This window comes from Rhodococcus sp. MEB041 (genome assembly GCF_030208955.1).
GTDB lineage: Bacteria > Actinomycetota > Actinomycetes > Mycobacteriales > Mycobacteriaceae > Rhodococcoides.
Map to the genome: position 1 here is coordinate 17,804 of NZ_JARVSZ010000012.1, position 23,112 is coordinate 40,915.

30 protein-coding genes are annotated in these 23,112 nt (G+C 66.8%); 26 read left to right on the plus strand and 4 right to left on the minus strand.

Annotated elements, in window-relative coordinates:
- From QRN16_RS21585 to QRN16_RS21700, 24 genes are all read left to right on the plus strand, one after another.
- Positions 1–798: an HK97 family phage prohead protease gene (locus QRN16_RS21585; protein ID WP_285189936.1), complete on the plus strand. Its 798-nt coding sequence runs from the start codon at positions 1–3 to the stop codon at positions 796–798.
- Positions 795–2,036 carry a phage major capsid protein gene (locus QRN16_RS21590; RefSeq protein WP_285189937.1) on the plus strand — a complete coding sequence of 414 codons (1,242 nt, stop codon included), beginning with the start codon at positions 795–797 and terminating at the stop codon, positions 2,034–2,036. The genes QRN16_RS21585 and QRN16_RS21590 overlap by 4 nt, the downstream gene beginning before the upstream one ends.
- Positions 2,037–2,108: 72 nt before the next feature.
- The gene (locus QRN16_RS21595; protein ID WP_285189938.1) at positions 2,109–2,276 is read left to right on the plus strand and encodes a hypothetical protein; all 168 of its coding nucleotides are present in this window, start codon (positions 2,109–2,111) and stop codon (positions 2,274–2,276) included.
- Positions 2,277–2,852 carry a hypothetical protein gene (locus tag QRN16_RS21600; protein WP_285189939.1) on the plus strand — a complete coding sequence of 192 codons (576 nt, stop codon included), beginning with the start codon at positions 2,277–2,279 and terminating at the stop codon, positions 2,850–2,852.
- Entirely contained in the window at positions 2,849–3,187 is a 339-nt protein-coding gene (locus QRN16_RS21605) for a hypothetical protein (protein ID WP_285189940.1), read from the plus strand. The genes QRN16_RS21600 and QRN16_RS21605 overlap by 4 nt, the downstream gene beginning before the upstream one ends.
- Positions 3,184–3,396 (plus strand): hypothetical protein, encoded by a 213-nt coding sequence (locus tag QRN16_RS21610; protein ID WP_285189941.1) that lies wholly within the window; start codon positions 3,184–3,186, stop codon positions 3,394–3,396. The genes QRN16_RS21605 and QRN16_RS21610 overlap by 4 nt, the downstream gene beginning before the upstream one ends.
- Positions 3,396–3,644 carry a hypothetical protein gene (locus tag QRN16_RS21615; protein ID WP_285189942.1) on the plus strand — a complete coding sequence of 83 codons (249 nt, stop codon included), beginning with the start codon at positions 3,396–3,398 and terminating at the stop codon, positions 3,642–3,644. The genes QRN16_RS21610 and QRN16_RS21615 overlap by 1 nt, the downstream gene beginning before the upstream one ends.
- Positions 3,641–4,057, plus strand: a complete 417-nt coding sequence (locus QRN16_RS21620; protein ID WP_285189943.1) for a hypothetical protein — start codon at positions 3,641–3,643, stop codon at positions 4,055–4,057. The genes QRN16_RS21615 and QRN16_RS21620 overlap by 4 nt, the downstream gene beginning before the upstream one ends.
- A 78-nt stretch (positions 4,058–4,135) precedes the next feature.
- On the plus strand, positions 4,136–4,717 hold the full coding sequence (locus QRN16_RS21625) for a phage tail tube protein (RefSeq protein ID WP_285189946.1): 582 nt from the start codon (positions 4,136–4,138) through the stop codon (positions 4,715–4,717).
- Positions 4,718–4,813: 96 nt separating this feature from the next.
- On the plus strand, positions 4,814–5,308 hold the full coding sequence (locus QRN16_RS21630; protein ID WP_285189947.1) for a hypothetical protein: 495 nt from the start codon (positions 4,814–4,816) through the stop codon (positions 5,306–5,308).
- 137 nt (positions 5,309–5,445) lie between these two features.
- Positions 5,446–5,790, plus strand: a complete 345-nt coding sequence (locus QRN16_RS21635) for a hypothetical protein (protein ID WP_502944037.1) — start codon at positions 5,446–5,448, stop codon at positions 5,788–5,790.
- A gap of 9 nt (positions 5,791–5,799) precedes the next feature.
- On the plus strand, positions 5,800–9,963 hold the full coding sequence (locus QRN16_RS21640; protein ID WP_285189949.1) for a hypothetical protein: 4,164 nt from the start codon (positions 5,800–5,802) through the stop codon (positions 9,961–9,963).
- Positions 9,963–10,934, plus strand: coding sequence for a hypothetical protein (locus tag QRN16_RS21645; protein ID WP_285189951.1), 972 nt, complete (start codon positions 9,963–9,965; stop codon positions 10,932–10,934). Before QRN16_RS21640 ends, QRN16_RS21645 begins: the two co-directional genes overlap by 1 nt.
- A complete protein-coding gene (locus QRN16_RS21650; RefSeq protein WP_285189953.1) occupies positions 10,931–12,616 on the plus strand; it encodes a Gp37-like protein in 1,686 nt (561 codons plus the stop codon). Before QRN16_RS21645 ends, QRN16_RS21650 begins: the two co-directional genes overlap by 4 nt.
- A 19-nt stretch (positions 12,617–12,635) precedes the next feature.
- Positions 12,636–13,247 carry a translation initiation factor IF-2 N-terminal domain-containing protein gene (locus tag QRN16_RS21655; RefSeq protein WP_285189955.1) on the plus strand — a complete coding sequence of 204 codons (612 nt, stop codon included), beginning with the start codon at positions 12,636–12,638 and terminating at the stop codon, positions 13,245–13,247.
- Positions 13,244–14,770: a hypothetical protein gene (locus QRN16_RS21660; protein WP_285189956.1), complete on the plus strand. Its 1,527-nt coding sequence runs from the start codon at positions 13,244–13,246 to the stop codon at positions 14,768–14,770. Before QRN16_RS21655 ends, QRN16_RS21660 begins: the two co-directional genes overlap by 4 nt.
- Positions 14,771–14,788: 18 nt before the next feature.
- Positions 14,789–15,070 (plus strand): hypothetical protein, encoded by a 282-nt coding sequence (locus QRN16_RS21665; protein WP_285189957.1) that lies wholly within the window; start codon positions 14,789–14,791, stop codon positions 15,068–15,070.
- The gene (locus tag QRN16_RS21670) at positions 15,067–15,504 is read left to right on the plus strand and encodes a hypothetical protein (RefSeq protein WP_285189959.1); all 438 of its coding nucleotides are present in this window, start codon (positions 15,067–15,069) and stop codon (positions 15,502–15,504) included. The genes QRN16_RS21665 and QRN16_RS21670 overlap by 4 nt, the downstream gene beginning before the upstream one ends.
- Positions 15,488–15,907, plus strand: coding sequence for a hypothetical protein (locus QRN16_RS21675; RefSeq protein WP_285189962.1), 420 nt, complete (start codon positions 15,488–15,490; stop codon positions 15,905–15,907). The genes QRN16_RS21670 and QRN16_RS21675 overlap by 17 nt, the downstream gene beginning before the upstream one ends.
- The gene (locus QRN16_RS21680) at positions 15,904–16,935 is read left to right on the plus strand and encodes a glycine-rich domain-containing protein (RefSeq protein WP_285189964.1); all 1,032 of its coding nucleotides are present in this window, start codon (positions 15,904–15,906) and stop codon (positions 16,933–16,935) included. Before QRN16_RS21675 ends, QRN16_RS21680 begins: the two co-directional genes overlap by 4 nt.
- Before the next feature lie 9 nt (positions 16,936–16,944).
- Positions 16,945–17,211 (plus strand): hypothetical protein, encoded by a 267-nt coding sequence (locus QRN16_RS21685; protein ID WP_285189966.1) that lies wholly within the window; start codon positions 16,945–16,947, stop codon positions 17,209–17,211.
- Positions 17,204–17,551 carry a hypothetical protein gene (locus QRN16_RS21690; protein ID WP_285189969.1) on the plus strand — a complete coding sequence of 116 codons (348 nt, stop codon included), beginning with the start codon at positions 17,204–17,206 and terminating at the stop codon, positions 17,549–17,551. Before QRN16_RS21685 ends, QRN16_RS21690 begins: the two co-directional genes overlap by 8 nt.
- Entirely contained in the window at positions 17,548–18,132 is a 585-nt protein-coding gene (locus QRN16_RS21695) for a hypothetical protein (protein ID WP_285189971.1), read from the plus strand. The genes QRN16_RS21690 and QRN16_RS21695 overlap by 4 nt, the downstream gene beginning before the upstream one ends.
- Positions 18,132–19,931, plus strand: a complete 1,800-nt coding sequence (locus tag QRN16_RS21700) for a BNR repeat-containing protein (protein WP_285189974.1) — start codon at positions 18,132–18,134, stop codon at positions 19,929–19,931. The genes QRN16_RS21695 and QRN16_RS21700 overlap by 1 nt, the downstream gene beginning before the upstream one ends.
- Here the strand turns inward: QRN16_RS21700 and QRN16_RS21705 are convergent.
- Together QRN16_RS21705 and QRN16_RS21710 are read right to left on the minus strand one after the other, a co-directional pair.
- Entirely contained in the window at positions 19,881–21,128 is a 1,248-nt protein-coding gene (locus QRN16_RS21705) for an O-antigen ligase family protein (protein ID WP_285189975.1), read from the minus strand. The genes QRN16_RS21700 and QRN16_RS21705 overlap by 51 nt on opposite strands.
- Before the next feature lie 48 nt (positions 21,129–21,176).
- Positions 21,177–21,368, minus strand: a complete 192-nt coding sequence (locus QRN16_RS21710; protein ID WP_285189977.1) for a hypothetical protein — start codon at positions 21,366–21,368, stop codon at positions 21,177–21,179.
- 90 nt (positions 21,369–21,458) lie between these two features.
- On the opposite strand from QRN16_RS21710, the gene QRN16_RS21715 reads away from it, so the two are divergent.
- Positions 21,459–21,680: a hypothetical protein gene (locus tag QRN16_RS21715; protein ID WP_285189979.1), complete on the plus strand. Its 222-nt coding sequence runs from the start codon at positions 21,459–21,461 to the stop codon at positions 21,678–21,680.
- 137 nt (positions 21,681–21,817) lie between these two features.
- On the opposite strand, the gene QRN16_RS21720 is transcribed toward QRN16_RS21715, so the two are convergent.
- Entirely contained in the window at positions 21,818–22,015 is a 198-nt protein-coding gene (locus QRN16_RS21720; protein ID WP_285189982.1) for a MerR family transcriptional regulator, read from the minus strand.
- A 136-nt stretch (positions 22,016–22,151) separates the two neighbouring features.
- On the opposite strand from QRN16_RS21720, the gene QRN16_RS21725 reads away from it, so the two are divergent.
- Positions 22,152–22,397 (plus strand): hypothetical protein, encoded by a 246-nt coding sequence (locus tag QRN16_RS21725; RefSeq protein WP_285189984.1) that lies wholly within the window; start codon positions 22,152–22,154, stop codon positions 22,395–22,397.
- Between the two features lie 109 nt (positions 22,398–22,506).
- On the opposite strand, the gene QRN16_RS21730 is transcribed toward QRN16_RS21725, so the two are convergent.
- Positions 22,507–22,905, minus strand: a complete 399-nt coding sequence (locus QRN16_RS21730; RefSeq protein WP_285189986.1) for a hypothetical protein — start codon at positions 22,903–22,905, stop codon at positions 22,507–22,509.
- Positions 22,906–23,112 lie beyond the last annotated feature (207 nt).

Consider the following 23,112-nt stretch of genomic DNA (forward strand, 5'->3'; position numbering starts at 1 on the left):
GTGAAGATCAAGAACGTCCCCCTGCGGGTCAAGGCAGGTCCCGACGACGGACTCGGCGACGGCGAGTTTCTCGTCTACCCGTCCACATTCACCAAGACGCCCGACTCGTACGGCGATGTGGTCGCACCCGGGGCGTTCCTCGACACCATCGAGGAGTGGAAGGCGTCGGGCAACACGATGCCCGGTCTCTACGGCCACCGACTCGACGACCCCGATTACTTCGTCGCGGGCGCCATCGACATGGGCGAAGACGAGCACGGCTGGTGGGTCAAGGGCGTGTTCGACATGGACTCGCCGAAGGGCGCTCACGTCTACCGGCTCGTCAAAGGCAAGCGGCTCAGTCAGCTGTCGTTCGCCTTCGACACCCTCGACGAGGGCAATGTCGAGCTCGAGGACGGAACGAAGGCCAACGAGCTGCGCAAGCTGAAGGTCTACGAGTTCTCGTTCGTCCCGATCGGCGCGAACCAGGACACCTCAGTGGTCGCCATCAAGGCTCTCGCCGCGTCGATCTCGGAGAACGCGAAGGCCGGCCGAGTGTTCTCGGCCAAGAACGAGCAGGCGTTGCGCGAGGCCGCGGAGACGGTCATCGGCGCTGCCCGCGATATCCAGAGTGTCCTCGCCGCTGCCCTCGGCAGCGATGACGAGGAGCAAGACGACCAGGAGCAGGCCAGCGGTAGCGGTCCGGCCAAGCGTGAGGAGCCCCAGCGGGCCAAGCGTGAGGAGCCCAGCCGAGATCCGTCCGTCGACACCTGGGCGGCAGAAATCGACATCATCCAACTGGAAGGAAATTCGCTGTGAATCTCAAGCAGCAGCGTGATGCCGCCGTCAAGGCCGCCCGCGCGATCGTGGACGGCGTGAAGGCCGCGAACCGCGACCTGACCGACGACGAGCAGGCCAAGCTCACCGAGTACAAGTCGACGATCTCCGATCTCGACGAGAAGATCGAACGGGCCCGCAAGGGCGCCGACCTGCTCGACAGCTTCTCGACGCTGTCCCCCGAGCAGGAGAAGGACGGCATCGGCGGCAACGACGACGCCCCCAGCTCCCTCGGCGAGCACTTCGTCAAGCATGCGGGAGAGCGACTCCGCTCGAACCGCGGCATCAAGGGAGCTTCGGCCGCCGCGCCGGAGTTCCAGTTCAAGGCCGCGACCACCACGCAGGCCAGCACGGCCGGCGTCTACGGTCCCGTCCTCACCGAGGTCGACCGAACGATCATCCAGGGGTTTCGCCCCCGGCCAGTCGTAGCCGACCTGCTGGGCTCGGGCACCATCTCGGGCAACGCGATCAGCTACTTCGTCGAGGGTGTCCGTGAGGGCAACTTCGCCACCGTGGCCGAGGGTGGTGCGAAGCCGCAGATCCACTACGTGGATCCGACGGTGGTGACCGACGCTCTCAAGAAGATCGCCGGCTTCATCAAGTTCACCGACGAGATGATCGAGGATCTGGACTTCGTCGTCTCCGAGATCAACCAGCGCCTGCTCTACGACCTGGCGATGGTCGAGGAGTCGCAGATCCTCAACGGCAACGGATCCGGCTCCAACCTTCTCGGCCTGCTCAACCGGTCGGGAATCCAGTCGGTCCTGCGCGGCAACGTCGCGTCGGGCGAGTCGGTCGCCGACGTCCTGTTCCGTGCGGCCACCGCGATCGAGACCGCCAGCGGCTTCCCCGCGGACGGCATCGTGATCAACCCGGCCGACTACCAGGCACTCCGCCTGGCGAAGGACGCGAACAACCAGTACTTCGGCGGTGGCTTCTTCACCGGCCAGTACGGCCAGGGCGGCATTCTCGAGAAGCCGCCCGTGTGGGGTCTGCGCACCGTCGTCACCCCGGCGGTCGCCGCCGGCACGGCGCTGGTCGCGAACTTCTCGCAGGCTGCCACCTTCTACAAGAAGGGCGGTGTCCGCGTCGAGTCGACCAACTCGCACTCGGACGACTTCACCAACAACCTGGTGACCACTCGGGCGGAGGAGCGTGCCGCGCTCGCCGTTCGCCGGCCTCTCGCGTTCGCGAAGGTCACGCTCACGCCTGCTGCCTGATGACTCCTCGGCGGGGCCGTGCACAGCGGCCCCGCCGGGTGTCCTCCGGTCGTGGACAGGAAGGAAGAACTCATGCGCGAGTACACCGTCGATATCGGCGGCATCGAGCACAACGTCCAGCTCTCCGATGAGGAAGCGGAGCGCCGGGGACTCAAGAGCGAGCCGAAGGCGGCCGCGACGAAGGTCGCGAAGGCTCCCGCCAACAAGGCCGCACCCGCGCCGTCCGACAAGGGCGCGTAGATGACCGGCCCCGTTGCCGCGCCCGAGGATCACCTCGGTGATCTCGCTGAACTCGCCCGCTTCGCCGAGGGAACCGACCTCGAGGAGACGGACCCGCTCACGAAGCTCTTCCTCGGCGCGGCAACGGAGGCCGTGCGCAACTACTGCGAGTGGCACATCTTCCCGGTCCGTCGCGAGGTGCTCGTGCTCGATGGATCCGGCGGCACACTCCTCGAACTCCCTACTGGCCGACTGGTGGCTATCGAGTCGCTGACCGAGAACGGCGTGATCCTCACGCCCGACGTCGACTTCGAGTGGTCGCAGACTGGTCGACTCCGCAAGCGGCGCTGCTGGACCGATCGATACCGCTCGATCGTGGCGACTGTCGAGCACGGTCACTCGTCCGCTCAGGACCTTCTCTCGACCATCTACTCGGTGGCCGCACGCGCGGCGTCGTCGCCGCAAGGTGCCGTTGTCGACAACGCGGGCCCGTTCACGTTCTCCGCTGCGCAGCTGTCCTCTGGATCTGGCGGGGGCCTCGGCCTCTTCGCCCACGAGAAGGAGATCCTCGACCGCTACGCACTGGCGCGCCCGTGAAGCGCGGCGTCGAGGTCAAGGTGTTCCGACCGACCCTGGGGCCGCTGAACAACCGGAACACACGCACTCGCGATTACCCAACGACGCCGACGCACATCGTCCGCGCGCGGAACTTCGCACCTGTCGGCCAGGTCGAGCCGTCCGAGCCCGGCCGCAACGCCATCATTACCGCCCCGATGCTCTACTGCGGCGCCAGCGTCGACCTCAACGAGTACGACCGGGTCGAGGTGCTCAGCCAGAAGTACGACGTGGACGGTCGGCCGGATCCCTGGGTCAACGCCACCACGCGCCACCGTCACGGCGTTGTCGTCCGACTGAAAGGCGTCAACGGATGAGCAAGCCGCTCGCAGACAGCATCTCGATCGACACGTCGGACGGCGTCGAGCTCCGCATCGATGGTGCCGAGTTCCCCGTGTTCTTCACCGAGGCCGAGCCCGTGCTCCACAGCCTCGGCAAGGGTGCCGGCGTCGTCCCGGCGGTGCGCATCACCATCCCGGCCGCGACCATCATCACCACGAGCAAGCACACGACGGGCGGCGAGTGATGGCTACTCGCTTCGTCTGGAACATCGCCGAGTTCCAGCGCATCCGTAAGGCACCCGAGACCGAGGCGCTGATCCGCGGCATGACGGAGGCGGTCGCCAGCGCGTGTGGTGAGGGGTTCGAGGCTCAGGTCACCCAGGGCCGCAGTCGCGTCCGCGGCGTCGTGATCACCACGACGCCGAAGGCGATGGTGCGCAACGCTCGCGACAACACACTCGTCAACAACCTCGACGCCGGGCGTCCGTCGTGATTCCCACTGCCGAAGTGATCGTCTTCCCGGCCGTCGAGCCGGTCGCCATCGCGGCGTTGTTCGACGGCCTGGCCGCGCGTAACGATCCTGCGCACGTCTCCGACACCGTCCCCTCACCGGATCGACCGGGACGCATGGTCAAGGTCACCGCGGGCGGGCCCACCTCACGGCCCAACCTCACCACCGCACTGCGCTCGGCGATCTTCGAGTGCTGGGACGACGACCGCGGCCGGGCGGCCGACCTCGCGGAGATGGCCTATGCCATCGCCTGCGCCACCCGGGGGGCTGTCGGTGATGCGTTCGTGCGCTACGTGACGACCGTCGGCGAGCCCACCTTCTTCCCCGACCCGCGTACCGACCTGCCTCGGTACCAGTTCACGGTCTCGTTCGCCCTCGCGGGCCGAGCCGTCTGACACGTCCCCGCCGAGCCAGGCGGGGCTGCTTCACCTCCCCATCAGGGCCGCTGCATACGTGCCTGAAAGGGGCCGATCATGGCGCAGACTGCCGCCAACGTATTCAACGCACTGCCGCCCGTCTCCGGCCCCATCTTCTGGGGACCACTCGGAACCGTCGGCCCGACCAACGAGACCACCGCGGTTCCCGTCGCGGCCAAGTCGCTCGGCTACATCGGCGAGGACGGCGTGACCCTCACCGAGGGTCGCGACACCACGAAGATCAAGGCCTTCGGCGGTGACACGGTGCTCGTCGTCCAGACGGATCACACCGTCACCCTGCAGTTCACCGTGCTCGAGTTCCTCAACGAGGAAGTCGCGAAGGCGGTCAACGGCGACACGAACGTGACCGTCACCCCGGCGACCTCCACGCTCGGCACCCGCATCGCGACCGTGAAGAACGCCAAGAAGCTCCCGCACAAGGTGTGGCTCATCGACGTCATCGACGACGCCAAGAAGCTGCGCCTGTGGGTGCCGGACGGTCAGATCACGACCGTCGGTGACGCGCAGCTCGTGCACACCAACGTGCTGAGCCGTCAGCTCACCGTCGAGTGCTTCGCGGACTCGCTCGGCAACAAGCTCTACGAGTACGCGAACAACGGCATCACGACCGGCGCCTGAGCGCCCTGATCCCCGCCTGGTGCAGGTAACCAATGCAGCGGCCCGCCTTCACCAGGCGGGGCCTTCGGGCCGCTGCGGAATCCGAAGGGTCGCTGCATGACTGACTCCGCCGTCGACACCGTCGACATACCCGTCCACCGGGTGCCACGCTCGATCAACTACTTCGCCGCCATGCCCGAGAACCGCGTGTTCTTCGAGGTCGAGACGAAGCCCGGCGACGAGAAGTCGCTGACGAAGTTCTCGCTCCCCAAGCTCGGCTACGTCGATCCCACGAGCAAGGCCGCACGCAAGCTCGCCGAGGCGCGCAACTTCGACCCGAACGCGGTTGAGTCCGAGTTCGGTGCGCTCATCCGCGAGGTGATCGCACTGCTCGACACGCCCGCCGGCAAGATCGTCGCGAAGCTCGACGACGACCAGATCGCCTGGATCGAGAACTACTGGATCACCGAATCCGGTGCGAAGCAGTCGCTCCCGGAATCATCGGCCTCTTCGAGTTCGTCCACGAACACGAAGGGGCCATCGAAGCGGACCTCATCGCGCACCCGCAAGGGCTCCGCCTCCGCTACATCGGTCAGATCGACTTCTCGCTAGACGACCTGGCAGTCATCATTCGGCACTCGCCGAGAACGTCGGAGCTGTTCAAGAAGCTGCACCCCGCCGAGGCGATCTGGTCGCACACCGACCACCTGCTCGCCCTGGTCTACGACAAGCTCGCCGAGCACAACTGGATGATCTCGGCCGACGGCGCCAAGCGCATCCGTCGACCGAAACCGTTGCCTCGCCCCGGTGTCGTGTCCGACGACGAGACGAAGCACTACCGCGGCAAGGCGATCCCGATGGACCAGATGGCCGCCAAGGTCGCCCGCGAGTACGGACACCTGCACGCGGTCCCCGACGAGCCGCAGGAGCGTCGAGGGAAGCTCACGGCCGATCAGGTCGTTGCGATCCGGTCGCTCTCTGCGGCCGGCCAATTCACGCGCGAGGAAATCGCGCTGTCGTACGAGGTCTCTCCGTCCACCATCGGCCGCATCGTGCGGCGCGAGACGTGGTCGGACATTCCCGATTCTGCATAGGAGGTTCGCGTGGCGTCAGAGCTCGCAGTCGCGTACGTGTCGATCCTCCCCGAGACCTCTCGTCTCGTGCCCGAGTTCAACCGTCAGGTCGGACCGGGTATCGAGCGCAGTGGCCGCGAGCAGGGTCAGCGCTACGGCAACGCGTTCTCGGGCTCCGCGGGCAAGCTGATCGGCGCCGCGTCCGGCCTCGTGGCGGGCGCGGCGATCGTCGGCTTCGTCAACGAGTCGATCAAGTCGCTGCAGCGCATCGAGCGCATCAATACCCAGACCGAGACTGTCATCGCCTCTACGGGCAACGCAGCGAAGGTCTCGGCTGGCCACGTCGAGGATCTCGCGGGCGAGCTCGAGAACCTGACGGCCACCGAGGCCGAGACGATCCAGCAGGGCGCCAACTTCCTGCTGACCTTCAAGAACATTCGCAACGAGGTCGGCGCCGGCAACGACATCTTCGATCAGACCGTCGGCGTCATGACCGATCTGTCGAGGGCCACCGGCACCGACATGAAGGCCGCCTCGCTGCAGCTGGGCAAGGCGCTGAACGATCCCATCAAGGGCATCTCCGCGCTGGCCCGCGTCGGCATCACGTTCTCTGCAGACCAGAAGAAGCAGATCGAGGGCTTCGTCGAGGTCAATGACATTCTGTCGGCGCAGAAGATCGTGCTCGGCGAGCTCGAGTCACAGTTCGGCGGCTCGGCCGAGGCATACGCGAACACCACCGAGGGCAAGATCGAGCTGGCCAAACACGCCCTCGGCACCTTCGGAGAGGCCGTCACCGCCCAGGTGCTGCCTCCGCTCGCTGCCGTCGGCACCGCCACGGCCGCGGCCTTCAACGGCCTTGCCGAGCACTCGGACGAGGTGCTCGCCGTCGCGGGCGCGTTCGTCGCGTGGAAGTTCATCCCTCCTCTGCTCGCGCAGACCAGCGCGGCCCTGACAGGAGCAGCGGCACGAGTCGGTGCGTTCGCCACCGCCACCGCGTACGCACAGACCGCGGCCGGTCGCACTCAGGCCAGCGTCGGGCGACTCTCGGCGGCCATGTTCGTGCTGAGCCAGCAGGGCGGAAACGTCGGCCGCATAGGCACCGCCTTCACGACGGCCTCGGCGGGCGCCACTCGCTTCGCCACGACGGCGGGCGCGGCTGCCGCTGCAGGCAAGGCGCTGCAGATCGCTGGCGGTGGCATCGTCTCCGCTCTCGGAGGCCCGTTCGGTATCGCGGTGCTCGCGGCCGGCGCGGCGCTGTTCTTCTGGGTGAAGAAGAACCAGGAGGCCAAGGCGGCGGCCGAGGCGAATGAGGCTGCCATCAAGGCGATCTCAGACACGCTCGACGCTCAGACGGGCGCGGTCACCGACGCGACGATCGCGGCCCAGGCCAAGATCCTCGCCGACAACGGCATGACCGAGTCGGCGCGCAACTACGGCATCAAGGCCGGGGATATCGTCGCGGCGCACCTGAACCAGGAGGGCGCACTCGAGCGCGTGAACGGCGTGCTCGACGACAACGTGCGCAAGTCGGTCGAAGCGTCGAACGCGTACCAGGGCTACGGCAAGACGCTCGGCCTGTCCTCGCAGCAGATCGCTGGTGCGCTGCGCGGCAACCAGGCGGATATCGACGCCTACTACTCGGCGATCAGTCGACTCACAGTCACCGGCGACGAGGGCTTCCCCACGCTCGACGAGTTCCGCAAGCAGCTCGATCAGGCGGGCCAGGGTGCTCTCGATCTCGGTACGTCGATCGGCACGACGAACGACCAGCTGACCGAGGCCGAGGCGATCCAGCGCGACACCGCGCTCGCGATGGATCAGGGCGGTGAGTCCGCGTCCGCCTTCGCCGAGCAGATCGACGTGCTCTCCGACTCCGCATCGAGTGCTGAGGACCGGACGAACGCCCTCAAGCAGGCTCTCGACGCGCTGAACGGCAACCCGCTCGACCTCGAGCAGGCCAACTCGCAGCTGCAGGACGCGTTCCAGACGACCGGCGAGGCCGTGAAGCCGAAGGAGGGCGAGGCCGCCCCATCGGTGAACCTCGATACGAACACGATCGACGTCGCCACCGAGGCCGGCCGCCGCTTCCTCGACGTCACGGTTGCGCAGCGAGACGCCACCCTCGATGCCGCGCGCGCAGCTCGGGACGCGGCGATCGCGAACGGTGACCTGTCGGGCGCTCAGCAGGCCGCCACGGCCGTCGTGGAGCAGTCACGGCAGAAGTTCATCGAGCAGGTCGGTCAGCTCGGCATCACGGGCGACGCGGCGCAGAAGCTTGCAGACAAGTACATCGGCATCCCCTCGGTCGTGTCGACGCTGATCGATCAGCCGAACATGGCGGAGAAGCAGCTCGCGCTCGACATTCTCAAGAGCAAGGTCGACCTGGTCCCGAACGACAAGGCGATCACCGTCGAGACGCTGGACGCCGATGCGAAGGCCCGTCTCGAGGCGCTGGGCTTCACGGTGACGACGCTGCCCGACGGCAAGGTCGAGATCACCGCGAACACAGCGATCGCGCAGGATGCCATCAACGAGATCATCAAGCCGAAGACGGTTCCGGTCTCGCTGCAGGTGCTCAATCCCCGCGAGGTGTCGGAGCAGATCGACGCGGCGACTGCGGCGACCGGACGACGTGTCAACCGCGGCGAGTTCGCAGCGAACGGTGCGGTCTTCGACTTCTACGCGAACGGTGGCACTCGCGAGGACCACGTCGCACAGATCGCCCCGGCTGGTTCGTGGCGCGTGTGGGGTGAGCCCGAGACTGGCGGCGAGGGCTACATCCCGCTCGCGCCGGCCAAGCGCGCGCGATCGGTCACGATCCTGTCCGAGATCGCCCAGCGGTTCGGTATGCGGCTCGAGAAGTTCGCCGACGGCGGTGTGGTCGAGGCTATGCGCGGCATCATCGCCAAGCGCTTCCCTGCGCTGCAGCTGACGTCCGGTTACCGCGACGAGCCCGGCAGCTACCACGGCACCGGCCAGGCTGCGGACTTCTCCAACGGGTCGGGGAACACGGCCGAGCAGTTGGCAGGCGCCAACTTCGTCGCCGACAACTTCCCGGACAGCGCGGAGCTGATCTACGACGATCCCGGCTTCGACCGTCAGATCAAGGACGGCTCGATCGTCGACCGCGGCTTCTACGCGGGCGCCGGCAACCACACGAACCACTTCCACTGGGCGATGCTGAACGCGCCCACCGATCCCGATTCGGCCGCTGCGCAGAACGCCGCCGGCACCCAGCTCTCCGAGCGCGACCGCATCGTCGACACGATCCTCTCGACCGGCCGCGCGCGCGGATTCACCGATCGTGAGATCAAGTCGGCAGTGATGGCCGGCCTCGCCGAGTCGGACCTGCAGAACCTCGACTACGGCGACCGCGACAGCCAGGGATACCTGCAGCAGCGCCCGTCGCAGGGCTGGGGCACTGTCGAGCAGGTCCGCGATATCGACTACGCGACCGGGAAGTACTACGACGCCCTCGGCAAGGTGGCCGACCGCGACAAGATGACCGAGGCGCAGATGGCCCAGGCCGTCCAGCGTTCCGCATTCTCGGACGGGTCGAACTATCAGGCGAAGGCCGATGAGGCCCAGGCGCTCATCGACGCTGCGAATGCCCGCACCACGACGTCACCCGTCAGCACCCCCGAGTCGGCGGCCGACCCGGCATCGCCCGCGGCCGACAGCACGAGCGTCGCGGCATCGTCGACCGGACCGACGCCCGAGACGTTCTCGATCAAGGGCCGCGTGCAGCAGCTCGGCTCCGACCTGGCGGGCGTGGCATTCGACGCGCTCACCGAGCAGATCCCGTTCGGGCTCGGCCAGTCTCGCTGGCTCACCACGGACTACCCCACGTTTGCCCGCAAGGACATTCGCATCGAGGAGTTCGACCCCGAGCCGCCCAAGGGCACGCCCGAGCACGACGAGTGGATGCGCCGCCGAGAGGGCGGCAAGGTGCCCGTCTTCGACTCCGGCGGCATCGTCCGGCCGGGCATCAACATCATCGACAACCAGACGGGAGCGAACGAGGCCTTGGCGAACGTGACCGGACTTCTCACTGCTGACCCCGCACCCGCAGGGGGCGTGGACAACTCGCTGAACATCGCGAAGATCGAGGGCGCGAACGCCGACGAGATCATTCGTCGGATCACGCAGCTGCAGACTCGCCAGCACATGCGCAGCTCGAACAGGCCGTTCTGATGTACTCCTCACCGCTGTTCGAGTCGGCGAAGATCGAGATCCAGGGCTGCGACGGCTCCGGTACGTGGCACGTCCACGGCATCGGGCAGGGCTCGCGCGGCGTCTATCTCGGCGAGGGTCAGGTCAAGGGCATCTACGACGCGCCCACCTTGACGACCTGGGTCTCCTCGGCGCATCAGTCGGGCGGGGCGATGAAGCGCCGCAAGCGTCTCGTGCGTGACGTCTCGCTCGGCTTCCACATCTCCGACGACCGCACGTCGGCGAAGTGGGGAGCGATCGAGTCGGCGTTCCGTCAGTGCTTCGACTACCGCGAGGACGACTGGGATCCCGACTCGACGCTAGCGCGCATCGACTACATCAGCGAGCAGTCCGGTCTCCGCATGCTCGACGTGCAGCTGTGGGAGCAGCCCGACTTCAATCCAGACGTCGACCCGAACGTCCAGGGCTACTCGAATCCGATCATCCCGCTCCGTGCCGGCCAACCGTTCTGGTACGAGGAGCCGAAGACGAGCACCTGGTCGACGACCGGCTCATCCGGGTCGGGCTTCGTCGAGGTCGAGAACCGAACTGACGTGCCGATGGCGATCAAGTGGATTGGCACACGCGGGAACTGGGTACTGCCCGACTTCTCGTGGACCGGCCGCAAGGGCCACCGTGTTCCCGGCACCGACAAGCTCCGTGGCCGCGACGACTCGGCGCGCAAGATCATCATGCCGCCGATCGGCACGACGCAGGGCGGCTTCACCGTCGACCTGGACCCGAAGCAGCTCATGGTCCGCGACGCCCATGACACGAACCTGCTCGGCCAGATGCCGGTGCCCGGCCGCTACTTCCAGTACGTCATCCCGCCGTACACCCCGCGCACTCAGCTGCCCGTCTCCGTGACGAACGCACCCGCGGGCGGCGCCATGGTCAAGCTCGTCATGCCGCAGCTGTGGACGCGATGCCAGGGCATGGAGCTGGCGGCATGAGCGCCACCATCGACTTCGGGCTGAGCCTCGAGGAGCAGTGCGAGGCGATCTGGGCCGCCACCGAGGCGCAGAAGGAGCGCGAGACCAACCTCCGCGAGGTGCCGCCGACCGTCCGTCTGTGGGACGGCGACATGAAGCTGCAGCACCTCGTGCAGATGGAGTACTCGGCCAGCTTCGAGGTCATCGACGGCGACACGGGCCCGATGCAGATCGAGCACCCGTACGACCACCCGGTCGGCCAGTGGCTCGTCGACACCTGGGGCCGCATGCAGCGCGGCGAGAAGCGCAACGTCGTCATCACCGCGGACTACACGGGCGCACGCCTCGGCGGCATGATGTCCGACGTCACGCTCGAACTGCGCGACAACGGGGACCAGGTGGTCGTCGCGACCTTCACGTCCGACGCGGAGCAGACCAAGTGGTACCACGTCTGGTCAAATCCGTTCCTGCCAGCAGCATTTCAGGCACCTCGTGTCTTCATGCTTCCTGGCCCATCGCCCTGGGTGCTCAACGTCAGCCTGTTCCTGCAGGTGCTCCGCGAGCAGTCTTCACTGTGGGCGATCCCTGACGACCCGACGAAGCTGAGCAACTGGTTCAACCTCGACCAGTCGACTTGGTCCGTCGTCGTCAAGCCCATGAGTTTCACCGAGGGCCTGCAGATGGGCTCTGTGTGGGGCATGGCGATCTCGCGCTGGAAGAACTTCCACGAGATGGCGAAGTCCATGATGGAGGACGGCGAGATCTCGCTTGTCACCCGTCGCTACCTCGCGGGCGATCCGCCGCCGTGGCCTGGTGCGAATATCCGTCACGGCGCCCTGGTCATCAGCTTCGAGGACAAGTCCGGCACGTACAGCGGAACCGCGCACGGCGGCACCCTGTTCGACGGTCTGATCCGTACCTTCGAGCAGTTCGCGTCCGACTTCATCGACACGACGCTGCAGCTCGCGACGGACACCGCGATCCCGGCCGAGTACTACGTGCCCGGGAACAAGCGCACCAGCAAGAGGCTGCCCTACTGCGTGTGGCGCGACGCCGAAGAGACCGGCATCGAGACCTACGCGTTCAAGCAGGTGCCGTCCAAGGGGATTCAGATCCTCACGGGCGGTCACTCGATGCCGGGCGTCAACGAGGCGATCTCGGCCGGCATCCAGGCAATCGGCGACATTCTCGGGAACCTCGCGCAAATCGGGTCCATCGGCGGCACGGTCGACACCCTCCTGCGGCCGTTCTACGAGGACACGATTCTGGCGTGGATCTCGATCAAAAGCCTGGCGCGAGCGCAGAACTCGGGCTTTGTTCGGTTCTTCGAGTTCTTCCAGGACGGCTCGGGCAAGGCGTACACGCTCGCATCGCTGATGGTGCTTCGCGCGGGCTTCTGGGCCACGCGCTCGTACGAGTCGGTCGAGATCAACGTCGGCGACGCGTCACCGTTCCTCATCGGCGACCAGGGCGAGGGCCACATCTTCCTCGGCGACCGGGGCGGGACGACGATCCGCAACGACCCGACCGGCCGTATCTACATGAACCGCATGTCGAAGCTGACGCTCGCGTGGGATGACGAGTCCCCGGTCGAGTGGAAGCCCACATTCGGTGACAACCGCGCCCTCGAGGATCCCGTGCAGCGCGCATGGGAGCGCATCGAGGCATTCGTGTCGGCCTTCCAGCAGGTCGGCGCATTCTGATCCGAAAGGGCTGCTGCACATGAAGTTCAGAGATCCATTCGCAGGCGTCGACCTCGGCACACCCGAGGAGTGGGAACCGTTCGACCAGTCGCTCGGCATCCCGACTCGCGACAACTGCGACCTCGAGAACCCGCGCCAGACGTTCCTCTGGCAGTACGTGGGTCTGCCCGGCGTCGTCGGCGCACCGCTCGTCTTCCCGATCGAGTACTGGGAGCTGGTGAGCTTCCATCAGGTGCTCGGCGGTGCCCGATTGGCCGCCGTGCCGCAGATCAAGTACCGGCCGTCGACCGACTCGATGCTGAACAAGACGACGGCCGCGGGCGAGTGGGTCGATCCATCCGAGCCCGACCCCGCGCCGACCACGCTCGCCGACGTCACCGCGGCGCAGATCCCCGAGTCGCAGCGCGCCGAACTGCGCGAGCACACGCTGTCGAAGCTGGGCTTCCCGTCGGGTCAGGAGTCCATCAACATGCCCGTCGCCGAGCTGGCGACGCGCCTCAAGGTCAACGTCGACCGCCTGGTGATGGTGCTGGCCGAGTTCGGCATCGAGAACCTCACCGTCGATTCCGTCATCGATCGCGTCGTGGCCGAACGCATCGTGGAGCACATGGGCCTGGGAGCGAAGCGATGAGCTACACCGAGAAGCAGCTGGGCTACGCGCGCGCCATCGTGGCGGAGGGGCGTCGGCTGGGCATCAGTGTCCGCGGTCTGACCATCGGCCTTGCGACGGCACTCGTCGAGTGCGACCTGGTCATGTACGCCAACCGCGCCGACCCGGAGACGCTGAAGTACCCGCACGAGCGGATCGGCTCGGACTCGAAGTCGTCCGGCCTGTTTCAGCAGCAGCCGCCATGGTGGGGCACGGCGGCCGAACGGATGGACCCCACTGCGTCGGCGCGCATGTTCTTCCAGGCACTCGCGAAGCTGGACTACAACAACGCCTCCCGCTCCCCGGGCAGCTACGCCCAGGCGGTCCAGCGGTCCTCGTTCCCCACTCGCTACGACGAGCGCATGGGTCACGCCACCGCGCTTTACGCCCTCGTCAGTGCCGACGATCCGCAGCCCGCAGCACCCGCCCAGGAAGGCCACGCCGTGGAAGAGTTCGACCGATCGAACGAGGGCAACAGCAGCTCTCGGTTCGGCGCCAAGGTGCGCCTGTTCGTGCTCCACACCGAGGAGGGCAACCAGGGTGCCTGGCAGCTCCACGAGTGGATGAAGCGCAACAACGTCTCGTACCACTACGTGCTCGCTGGCGGCATATGCGTCGCCGCCGTGAACACCGACCGCGCCTCGTGGTCCGTGCTCGATGCGAACCCGTACTGCATCAACCTCGTCTTCGCCGGGTCGAAGGCCGCCCAGTCGCGGCAGGTGTGGCTCGATCGGTACGGCGCCGAGATCGACTACGCGGCGAAGCTGTTCGTCCAGGACGCCGCGAAGTACGACCCGCTCGTCCCGCTCGTCATCGGGCACGACGAGATCCGCGCCGGCAAGGCGGGCGGCACCGACCACTTCGGCATCACGAAGGGCATCGGCATCGGATCGCACACCGACTGCGGCCCGAACTTCCCGTGGGACGTCTACGCGGCCGCCGTCCAGAAGTACGCCACGGGCGCAGGAGTGCCCGTCGTGGTCGCACCTCCCGTCGCGAACGAGATCGACCTCATGGCCATCGCGGCGCCGTGGCTCGGCGAGCGCCTCACCGTCGGCGAGATCGACCCCGGCGACGGTCGCGGCCGTCTCGCGCACTTCGCGAACGGCTCGATCTACTGGACGCCCACCACGGGCGCGCGCCCGATCCCGGCATCGCTGTTCGAGAAGTTCGCCGAGCTGAACTACGAACACACGCTGGGCTACCCGGTGAACTATCACTCGGTGCTGCCCGAGGGCGATGTGCAGGCGTTCGAGAACGGCGCGCTGTACCGCAAGCGCGGCGAACCGGGCCACTGGGTCCACGGCGCAATCGGCGCCCGCTGGTTCCGCTCCGGCTTCGAGACAAGCCCGCTCGGCTGGCCCACGTCCGACGAGCAGCCGCAGCCCGACGGCTCGATCCTGCAGACCTTCGAGCACGGCCAGATCTTCTGGTCGCCCGACGGCGTCACTGTCCTGCAGTCCGCAGGCGAACCCGACGTCTCCGTCCCCGACTCCACCCACTGATCGAGAAGGAGAACTCTCATGGCACGACACGCGAAGCCCGAAGACTCCACCCAGTCGAAGTACCCCTGGCGAGCCACCATTCGGACGCTGTTCGCCTTTCTCGTCGGCGTGGGGCCTCTGCTCCCCGCCATCGTTGCCGCGGCTGACAGTGCCGGAATCCCCGGTGCCGCTGGTGCGTCTGCCGGCGCGCTGGCCGTGACCGGCGTCGTGACCCGCGTGCTCGCGATCCCCGGCGTGAACGATCTGCTGCAGCGTTCCGGCGCACTCGCGTGGCTGGCAGCGGAGCCGAAGTCCGCATGATCCACAAGAGGTCGATCGACGTCGGCCTCGTGGCGTCCGCAGTCATCCAGGTGACGGTCCTGTTCGGCGCGTTCTTCCGCGGGCTGGACTACGCGATCGGTACTGAGACTGGCTCGGCCATCCTCGGTGACGTCGAGAAGGCAGCACCGCTTCCTGTGTGGGGATGGGCGCTCATCATCGGGACCGTGCTCGCCGTCGGCGGGTGGGCGACGACGGTGCGCAAGGCGGTGGCCGCTGGCTACTTCGTGATCGCTCTTTCTCTCGTCGCCATCGGCGTGGGGCAGATGGTCGCAGTGCTGTCGAAGGACGAACTCGATGGCTACAGAACACCGATTTCCGTGATGGCTGGGGGCGTCGTCGCGGCCGCGTTGTGCGGGTCTGCCTGGGTGCAGTCGCTGGCAGAGAGAGGAAGTGCCGATGCCCCCCTTGAGTGATGTGCCGGAGCGGGTGCAGAACCACCCGATCTACCTGTATCTCCTCCTCCTGGTCGCGATCGCCACGGCGCTCGTGTTCGTGGTGAAGAAGGTCCGCGAGGCGCTCGGCCCGGTCGGCGAGTGGATCTCCGCGCGCCAGGAGCGCGCCGCCGAACGCAAGCGCAAGCAACTGATCGCGCAGGGTCAGCTCGACGACGTCCGGCTGCGCTCGGCCGAGGAGCGGATCAAGTTCCTCGAGGAGGAGCTGCAGGAAGAGCGCGCCGAGAAGCAGCAGTACTCCGACGAGGCGCGTGCACTGTCCCGCCAGCTCGCCGAGGTGCAGCGTCAGCTCGACAACCTGACCGACGAGGTGAAGGCATTGCGTCAGCGCCTCGAGCCCGGTCGAGCATCGGAGGGAATGTGACACTCCCATCCGGCGGGTATCCGCCCGGCTCGATCACGAACCCCAGCGGCACGGGGCTCTCGGCGCACTCGCAGAAGACGCAGGCGCAGTGGAAGGCCGAGCAGACCGGTGGCGTGAAGAACAGCTTCGAGGGTAACTACTGGGCGAACATGATCTCGAACATGTTCGGCGGCTTCCTGAATGGGATCCTCGGCTTCATCTCGCAGTTCTTCGGCGCGGTGTTCGGTGGAGGCGGAGGGGGCGGGGGCGGGTTCCTCGATCTCGTAGGCGGCTTTCTCGGTATCAAGAACGACGTCCAGCAGGTGCGCGAGGTCGAGGTGCCGCGCCTCGACAACCGGATCGACGAGCTGGCCGGCGGCGTGCAGCAGTACACGTTCGGCACCACCGGCACGTTCACGAAACCCGCGGGTGCCACTCGCATCGTCGTGACGCTCGTCGGCGGCGGCGCAGGTGGGTCGCGCTATACGCGCCAGGCGCAGCCCGGTGGCGGCTGCGGCGGCTGGACGAAGTGGTACGAGTTCCTCGCGTCCGAGGTGCCCGCGTCGCTCACGGTGACTGTCGGCGCCGGGTCCGGTGGCGGCACCTCTGACGGGCAACTCGGCTACCCGGGCGGCGACACGAAGTTCGGCGACCTGCTGACCGCGGGCGGCGGGCGATGCCTGGCGTCGGGACCGCAGCCGGGCTACGGGACCGAGCTGTACTACGACGGTTCCGGCGGCAACGGCGCGCTGAATGCGACCACACCCGGCCAGGCGGGCGGCAACGGACCGTTCTCCGCGGGTGGTGCGCCAGGCTCGAGCAACAGCAAGGACGGCCAGAACGGCGTCTCTCCCGGTGCCGATCTCGTCGGGCCCGGATCGGGCGGCGGCGGCGGCGCCTTCGTCGGCGGCGCGTCCGGCAACGGCGGCAGTGGCGGATACCCGGGCGGCGGCGGCGGCGCGGGAGCGAACTACAACCTCGCGGGGACGATCGGCAACGGCGGCAACGGGGCGCCCGGCGCCGCGTGGGTCCGCGTCTACTTCAACTAAGGAGCACGCATGGCTACCGCTGCACTCGTCCAGGAATCCATGTCCTGGTGGGCACCAGGCACGAACCTCTACGCACTGTCCGAGCCGTTCAACGGCCATGACCACATCGCGATCACGAAGGTGCCCACGGGCACCTCGGTCATCCCGGCCACCGAGACGGGCGCGAGCGTCGCCGACCCGAACGGCTTCGGCCTCATGGCGCACCGAACCTGGTATCCGCCCATCGAGCACTCGCAGGCTCTCGCCGAGCTGGGCTACGAGGTGCAGGGTGTCTGACTACCACCTCACCGTCGCGCAGCTGCAGGAGATCCTCGCGCACGACGGACCGACCGATATCTGGGTGCTCGAGCAGGACGGGTCGATCACTGTCGTACCGGACCAGCCCATCGAGGAGTTCCAGAATCCAGCGACATGGCCGAAATATCTCGCCCGGTCCGGCTCCATCGACAACATCGTCCTCGGCCAGGGCTACGTGCCCGCCCTGACGTTCGTCAACCAGATCATCGACTCGCTGATCGTCGGCGGCTCGACCCAGAACCTCGCGGCCTACCTCAGCCAGCGTGTGGCCGCTGCACTCCCAGGACGTCGCCGCCTCAGGACAGGAGCTACGAAGTGACGGTCATATCCGACAACATCAAGAACATCGCGCAGGTGCCATCGGGCTCGTCCGTGTGGTTCTCGACCGACCTCCGCACGACTGCCACAGGCATCGTCGAGTCGAAGCAGTTCGAGGCTCGCCCAGACGCGCAGGGCAACATCACCGCCGACCTGACCCCCGGCCCCGCCAAGGTGCGCTTCGCCGGCTCGCTGGCTGGCGATCTTCGCATCACCGTCCCGGCGAGCGGGCCCGTTACGCTGCGGTCGCTCATCACCGCGGCGCTGCTGATCCCGCCCGACTCGCCCGTCGAGCTGCTGCAGACGGCCGTCGAGCTGTACCTGCAGGAGAACCCGATCGAGGGTGGCGGCGATCTGACGAAAGCGGTCGCTGACCAGACATATGCCCCGCAGGTGAAGGACGCCGTGCTCACCCGTGACGGCGCGGGTCGCATCACCTCGGCCGTCGAGAACGGCGTCACGGTGACCTACACCCGTGACGCGCAGGGGCGCATCGAGTCCGAGACGAAGAACGGGCTCAAGACCACGTACGCACGCGACGCCGCCGGCCGGGTCGCGTCCTGGGGAACGGCGGCAGTCTGATGGACATTCTCGCGATCGACGAAGCGGCGGCCGACGCTGCTGCGAAGTTCACGCTCGGCAAAAAGGCGCACGCGGTGCGCCTCGACGTCCCGCCGACACTGGTGTCCGGGCAGACCCGGTACAACGCCACCTCGTACGGCCAGCCCGTCGCATCGGACGGTAACGACCTGTACTTCGCGATCTACTCCACGACCGGCGCTCTGATCATCCACAAGCGAACCCTCCCGCTCGGGTCGTGGTCGACGTTCGACCTCGGCACGATCTCCGGGAACCCACTGGTGCTGCCGGTCGACACCGACTCCCACAACACGGTGTCGATCTTCGTCGACGCGCAGGGCTACATCCACGTCGCGGCGAACATGCACGGCGACGTCATGCGCTACGTCCGCTCGACCAACCCCCGCGACATCACCGCGTGGACGGCACCCGGCGTCACCGGCAGCGTCGAAACGCAGGTCACCTACCCGCGCTTCGCGATGCACCCGGACGGCACCCTGTTCCTGCTCTACCGCGACGGCGCGTCCGGAATGGGCGACCTGTACCTGAACCGGAAGAACGTCGGCGGGGCGTGGACTCAGCTCGGGAAGATCGCGGACGGCAAGACCACGAGCGAGAACCCGTACGAGACCCGGTTCGTCGTCGACCGTTTCGGCCGGCTGAACATCGGCATCACCTGGCGGCCGAACGGCGGCGACCACAACACCAACGCCGACGTCCACTTCATCCGCTCGGACGACAAGGGCGCGACGTGGAAGTCGGTCAACGGCACAGCGGTCGCACTGCCCCTGCTGCACGCCAACAGCAGCGCCCGCGCCCTGGCCACGGCGGCCACGAACTCGGGCATCATCAACCAGTTCGGACTCGACGTCGACACCCAGGGCCGCCCGCACATGGCACTCACCCTCGCGGACGGTACGACACCGGACCGCAACGTCCACCACCTCTGGTGGAACGGCGCGGCGTGGGTCAACGACCAGGTCACGAACCTCGGCAATGGGATGGGCTACAACGAGATCCCCACGCGTCCGGTGATGATCTGCTCGGACAACGGGCGCGCGCTCATCGCGTACTCGTCGCCGCGCTGGGGCTCGACCATCGGCACGTTCCGGATGATCGACGTCACCGAGTCGGTACCGGTCGACTTCCCGATCGCTCTGCTCGACGGCCGTGATGCCGAGCTGTCCATCGACGAACGGGCCCTGCGGGAGAAGAACATCTACCGCACGATCGTCACCGCGGCGAACGGTGAGGTGACGGCGGTCGGTCCCGAGTACAACGACATCAACAACTGGAACACGCAGTTCGCTGCGGTCCTGTCCGTCGACCTCGACCTGGTCAGCGAACTGGCCCAGCGCAAGGTTCGGCTGCCGGCGTTGGAGATCATCGGCACGGTGTCGCTCCCGGAGAACCTTTCGGTTCCGTCGACGCAGACCGCCGACGCGCTCATCTCGACGTCCGCGCCGGCATTCGTGACAGCACGGGATGCGCGCGGCAGGCGGCTGTTCGCCCAGGTGTCGATGCGCGCTCGCATCGACACCGCCGGTTCCGGTCGCGCATTGGTGGTGATGGTCCGCGAGGTCAAGCAGGGTGGGTCGTCTCGGAACTTCGGGACGCTCACCTTCACGGGCGCGTCGACGTCCATCGCGCAGACGCCGTGGATGCCGATCAGTCAGCTCGCGACGGGAGCGAATGCCGACATCTTCGTCGACCAGCTCGCGAAAATCACCGGTGGTGCGGTGGGGACAGTGTCAGCGTCGTCGCTGCGCATAGGGGCGCTCGACGGGCCGGTCTTCTACTGACTCGGGCACGGCGGTCGGCGCGGTGTACGCGCCGATGCCGACCGCCAGCCAGAGCAGCATCGCGGCACTCGGCCACGCCAGCACGTCGAAGACGAAGAACTGCACCAGCCACACCGCCATCACCAGACGGAGCCCTCGGTCCTTGGATCGGAACCCGAGGAGGATAAGCGCGGCGACCAGGCCGAGCCCGAGCAGTCCGTACTGGATGAACAGCAGGATGAATTGATTGTCGATGGCGACGAAGGTCGCGGACTGCAAGACCCCCTGCCGCTGTAGTCGCGGGGTCGAGGCGCTGCCGTCACCGACCATGAGGGGCACGAGGTCGCGTCGCTCGAACAGTTTCGTGACGACGTCGAAGGCGCCCGCCCGGTGGTAGAACGACCCGGTCCCGATGAACTCCTGGATGCGGTCCCACAGCAGGATCACGGCGATGAAGGCCAGCGGTGTTCCGAAGAACAGCGCTCGTGCGGCCGTGACCCGCCAGTTGCGGGCGCCCCACACGAACAGCAGGACCCCGGCCAGGATGATGACGGCATTCCGACTTCCCGAGGCGACGATCCCGGCGCTGAGCACTCCCACCAGAAGGAACCGGTGCGAGTTCTTCAAGACGGCGTCGGTGGTGACGACGAGAACGACCGCCATCAGGCACGCCGACGCCAGCACCAGAGGGTGCCCGTAGGTGGCCTGGGCGCGGAAGTACCCCTCGATCAACTCGGAGCGCAGCGGTGTCGATCTGCCGGTGGCCGAGTCGACGGTCGCGCCGCGCCACAGAGGGTCGATACCCTCGCGAGCTTCGTACACCGCGTAGGCCGCCTGCGCGGTGACAATGGCAATCAGCCACCGGAACACCGGACGGACGACGTCGTGGCGCGCCATCGACGACCCGACGACGAACCCGGCCCCCGCGATACCGACCAGTGCTCCGAACGCCAACCACTGATAGGCGTCGTTGGCGCGGAGATTCGCCGCGGTTCCGACGGCGACCAGCGAGACCCCGAGGGGGAGGATGCGCGGCTGCAGCGCAAGGCCCCCGTCCTTCAGAAACACTGCGAGCGTGGTGACGGCGACGACGGCGAGCACGGCCAGGCGGTACCGCGCATCCGCCGGTTCGAGTCGAAGAACCGGTACGCAGGTGAGGATCAGGACCAGCAGGATTCCTGCGCGGCGAGTGAGCGGCGCGCTACCGCGTGGGTTCATGGAAGTGCATCTTGCCGTACCGGTCGGTCTCGGCGCGTGTCGAGAAGGTCAGTAGAGGTTCGATTCGATGTGCTCGTCGTGGCACTCGGGTGAGCAGAAGCCGTGCTGTGCGGTCTCGCCAAGCGGGGTATTGCAGAGATGACAGCGGTTCAGCGACGTCAGGTGCTCGTGGAGTGAGATCGCCACCATGGCGGCAAGGGTGATGCACACAACGATGAACAACAGAGTCGCGTCGGTCATCCCGACATCTTGCCGTACCGAGCAGTCTCGGCGCGTGTCGAGCAGCCGCGCATAACGCGAGGAATGCACGGATTCGCTACCGTCGTCACCATGGCAAACATCAACGCGAAAGAACTCGGCCACGAGCACATAGGGAAGCTCCTGCATGTCGAGGGACTGCAGGGTGCGAGCTTCACCGCTCCGATCACGACCGTTCAGCACGGCCTCGTCAGCAGCGAAGTCGAGACCGCCGTGTGGGTGCTCATCAACGGTCAGGAACTCCGCATCGAGATTCCGGTCTACGCGACTGTCGACGTGCGTAATCGAACCTGAGCTAGACGTGCGGGGCTGAGAGCTTCCCGCGCCTCCGGGGAACCGTGACGCCAATCAGCCCCGCACCGCGCAGACGATAGATCGACCCACCGACACGAACGCCCCCACCCTCCGCGGGTGGGGGCGCTTTCGTGCGTTCAGGCCTCGGCGGTCGCCCGCGTGCTGGGCGCCCACTGGTCGATGGTCTCGGGCAGCCACCCGTTCCACACGCGGCCCTCGAGCCCGATCTGCGCGTCCGGCTCGGGCAACTGTCCGCGCCGGGCGTACCCCTTCACCGTGTTGATGTTGTAGCCGGTGCGGTCGGCTATGTCGCTGATCGAGAGGTAGGTGATCACGTGGGCTCCTGTGAGAAGTTCGGGTCCGGTTACCTATAGACGATACCCGATAGGGTGCAAACGTGCAAGCGGTAGGGCAGAAAAAAAATATAGATTATGGCTTGCATTGCACCCAACTGGGTGCTACACTTTAGATATGAACAGAGCAGAGATCATCAGCCACCTGATCGAGACGATCACCGAGGCCGGCTACGACTACCACGACTACAGCCTGGCAGCCACCGCGAGCCGGATCACCACCAGCCACCAGGACAGTATCGAGATGGGAGAGGCTCAGGAGGGCGCTCCGGTCAGCCTCCCGGACGCCGGGACGGTCTGGGAGTGGCTGAACGAGGCAGCCCACCGGGAGGGCGCCCCCGACCTCCTCCACCTGGCAGCCTGAGGGGATGGGGAGTTCCCCTTCTGGGCTTGCGGTATTGCACCCAATAGGGTATCGTCTATAGGTAACCAGGCTTCGTGTTTCTCACCGAACCCACTAATTCATTCATTTATCAGCCAAGTGTCAGCGTCAACGGCTGCCGCGCCTCTTCCTCCGAGTAGGTCAGCCCGCCTCGGCGAGACACCTCGACCTCGTAGAACTTATTGCCGGCCGGGACACTCTCGACTGTGAACGGGAACGCGCACACTCTGCTCGTCGATGAGGCCCGCTTCCCTTCGCCGAGACGGCCCGTCCCGACGGTCGTGCCGTCCTGGTTCTTCACGGTCACGGCGGCGCCCTCTTGTATGTCGTCGTACCCTCGGCGCCCCTCGCACTTCGTCTGCGATGTGGTCACCGACGACTCGTCGATCGAGAACGTGCCAGCGATCGTGAACACCTCCGGCTCGTCGCTGCCACCACACCCAACGAGCATGGCCGACACCGCAATGACCGTCATGACTGTCCGTTTCATGCCTCGATGTGTAGCACGTCAGTGGGCTGCTCAGCAGGCGTAACGGTTGGGCGCGAGCCACTACGCCCGGCGTGCCCACATTCTGCCCACACCCACCCACCGATACCCATCAATACTCGGCAACAGTCAGCGGTATATGACCAGCTCAACCCCGGAATATCACAAGGACCAGCGCCCGCACTCGGGTTCAAATCCCCTATCCTCCGC

Excerpts from the sequence above, each read along its gene's own strand:
- QRN16_RS21595 (WP_285189938.1), top strand. The coding sequence starts at position 2,109 with ATGCGCGAGTACACCGTCGATATCGGCGGCATCGAGCACAACGTCCAG.
- QRN16_RS21600 (WP_285189939.1), top strand. The coding sequence starts at position 2,277 with ATGACCGGCCCCGTTGCCGCGCCCGAGGATCACCTCGGTGATCTCGCT.
- QRN16_RS21610 (WP_285189941.1), top strand. The coding sequence starts at position 3,184 with ATGAGCAAGCCGCTCGCAGACAGCATCTCGATCGACACGTCGGACGGC.
- QRN16_RS21615 (WP_285189942.1), top strand. The coding sequence starts at position 3,396 with ATGGCTACTCGCTTCGTCTGGAACATCGCCGAGTTCCAGCGCATCCGT.
- QRN16_RS21625 (WP_285189946.1), top strand. The coding sequence starts at position 4,136 with ATGGCGCAGACTGCCGCCAACGTATTCAACGCACTGCCGCCCGTCTCC.
- QRN16_RS21630 (WP_285189947.1), top strand. The coding sequence starts at position 4,814 with ATGACTGACTCCGCCGTCGACACCGTCGACATACCCGTCCACCGGGTG.
- QRN16_RS21635 (WP_502944037.1), top strand. The coding sequence starts at position 5,446 with ATGATCTCGGCCGACGGCGCCAAGCGCATCCGTCGACCGAAACCGTTG.
- QRN16_RS21645 (WP_285189951.1), top strand. The coding sequence starts at position 9,963 with ATGTACTCCTCACCGCTGTTCGAGTCGGCGAAGATCGAGATCCAGGGC.
- QRN16_RS21650 (WP_285189953.1), top strand. The coding sequence starts at position 10,931 with ATGAGCGCCACCATCGACTTCGGGCTGAGCCTCGAGGAGCAGTGCGAG.
- QRN16_RS21655 (WP_285189955.1), top strand. The coding sequence starts at position 12,636 with ATGAAGTTCAGAGATCCATTCGCAGGCGTCGACCTCGGCACACCCGAG.
- QRN16_RS21660 (WP_285189956.1), top strand. The coding sequence starts at position 13,244 with ATGAGCTACACCGAGAAGCAGCTGGGCTACGCGCGCGCCATCGTGGCG.
- QRN16_RS21665 (WP_285189957.1), top strand. The coding sequence starts at position 14,789 with ATGGCACGACACGCGAAGCCCGAAGACTCCACCCAGTCGAAGTACCCC.
- QRN16_RS21670 (WP_285189959.1), top strand. The coding sequence starts at position 15,067 with ATGATCCACAAGAGGTCGATCGACGTCGGCCTCGTGGCGTCCGCAGTC.
- QRN16_RS21675 (WP_285189962.1), top strand. The coding sequence starts at position 15,488 with ATGCCCCCCTTGAGTGATGTGCCGGAGCGGGTGCAGAACCACCCGATC.
- QRN16_RS21685 (WP_285189966.1), top strand. The coding sequence starts at position 16,945 with ATGGCTACCGCTGCACTCGTCCAGGAATCCATGTCCTGGTGGGCACCA.
- QRN16_RS21700 (WP_285189974.1), top strand. The coding sequence starts at position 18,132 with ATGGACATTCTCGCGATCGACGAAGCGGCGGCCGACGCTGCTGCGAAG.
- QRN16_RS21705 (WP_285189975.1), bottom strand. The coding sequence starts at position 21,128 with ATGAACCCACGCGGTAGCGCGCCGCTCACTCGCCGCGCAGGAATCCTG.
- QRN16_RS21710 (WP_285189977.1), bottom strand. The coding sequence starts at position 21,368 with ATGACCGACGCGACTCTGTTGTTCATCGTTGTGTGCATCACCCTTGCC.
- QRN16_RS21715 (WP_285189979.1), top strand. The coding sequence starts at position 21,459 with ATGGCAAACATCAACGCGAAAGAACTCGGCCACGAGCACATAGGGAAG.
- QRN16_RS21725 (WP_285189984.1), top strand. The coding sequence starts at position 22,152 with ATGAACAGAGCAGAGATCATCAGCCACCTGATCGAGACGATCACCGAG.
- QRN16_RS21730 (WP_285189986.1), bottom strand. The coding sequence starts at position 22,905 with ATGAAACGGACAGTCATGACGGTCATTGCGGTGTCGGCCATGCTCGTT.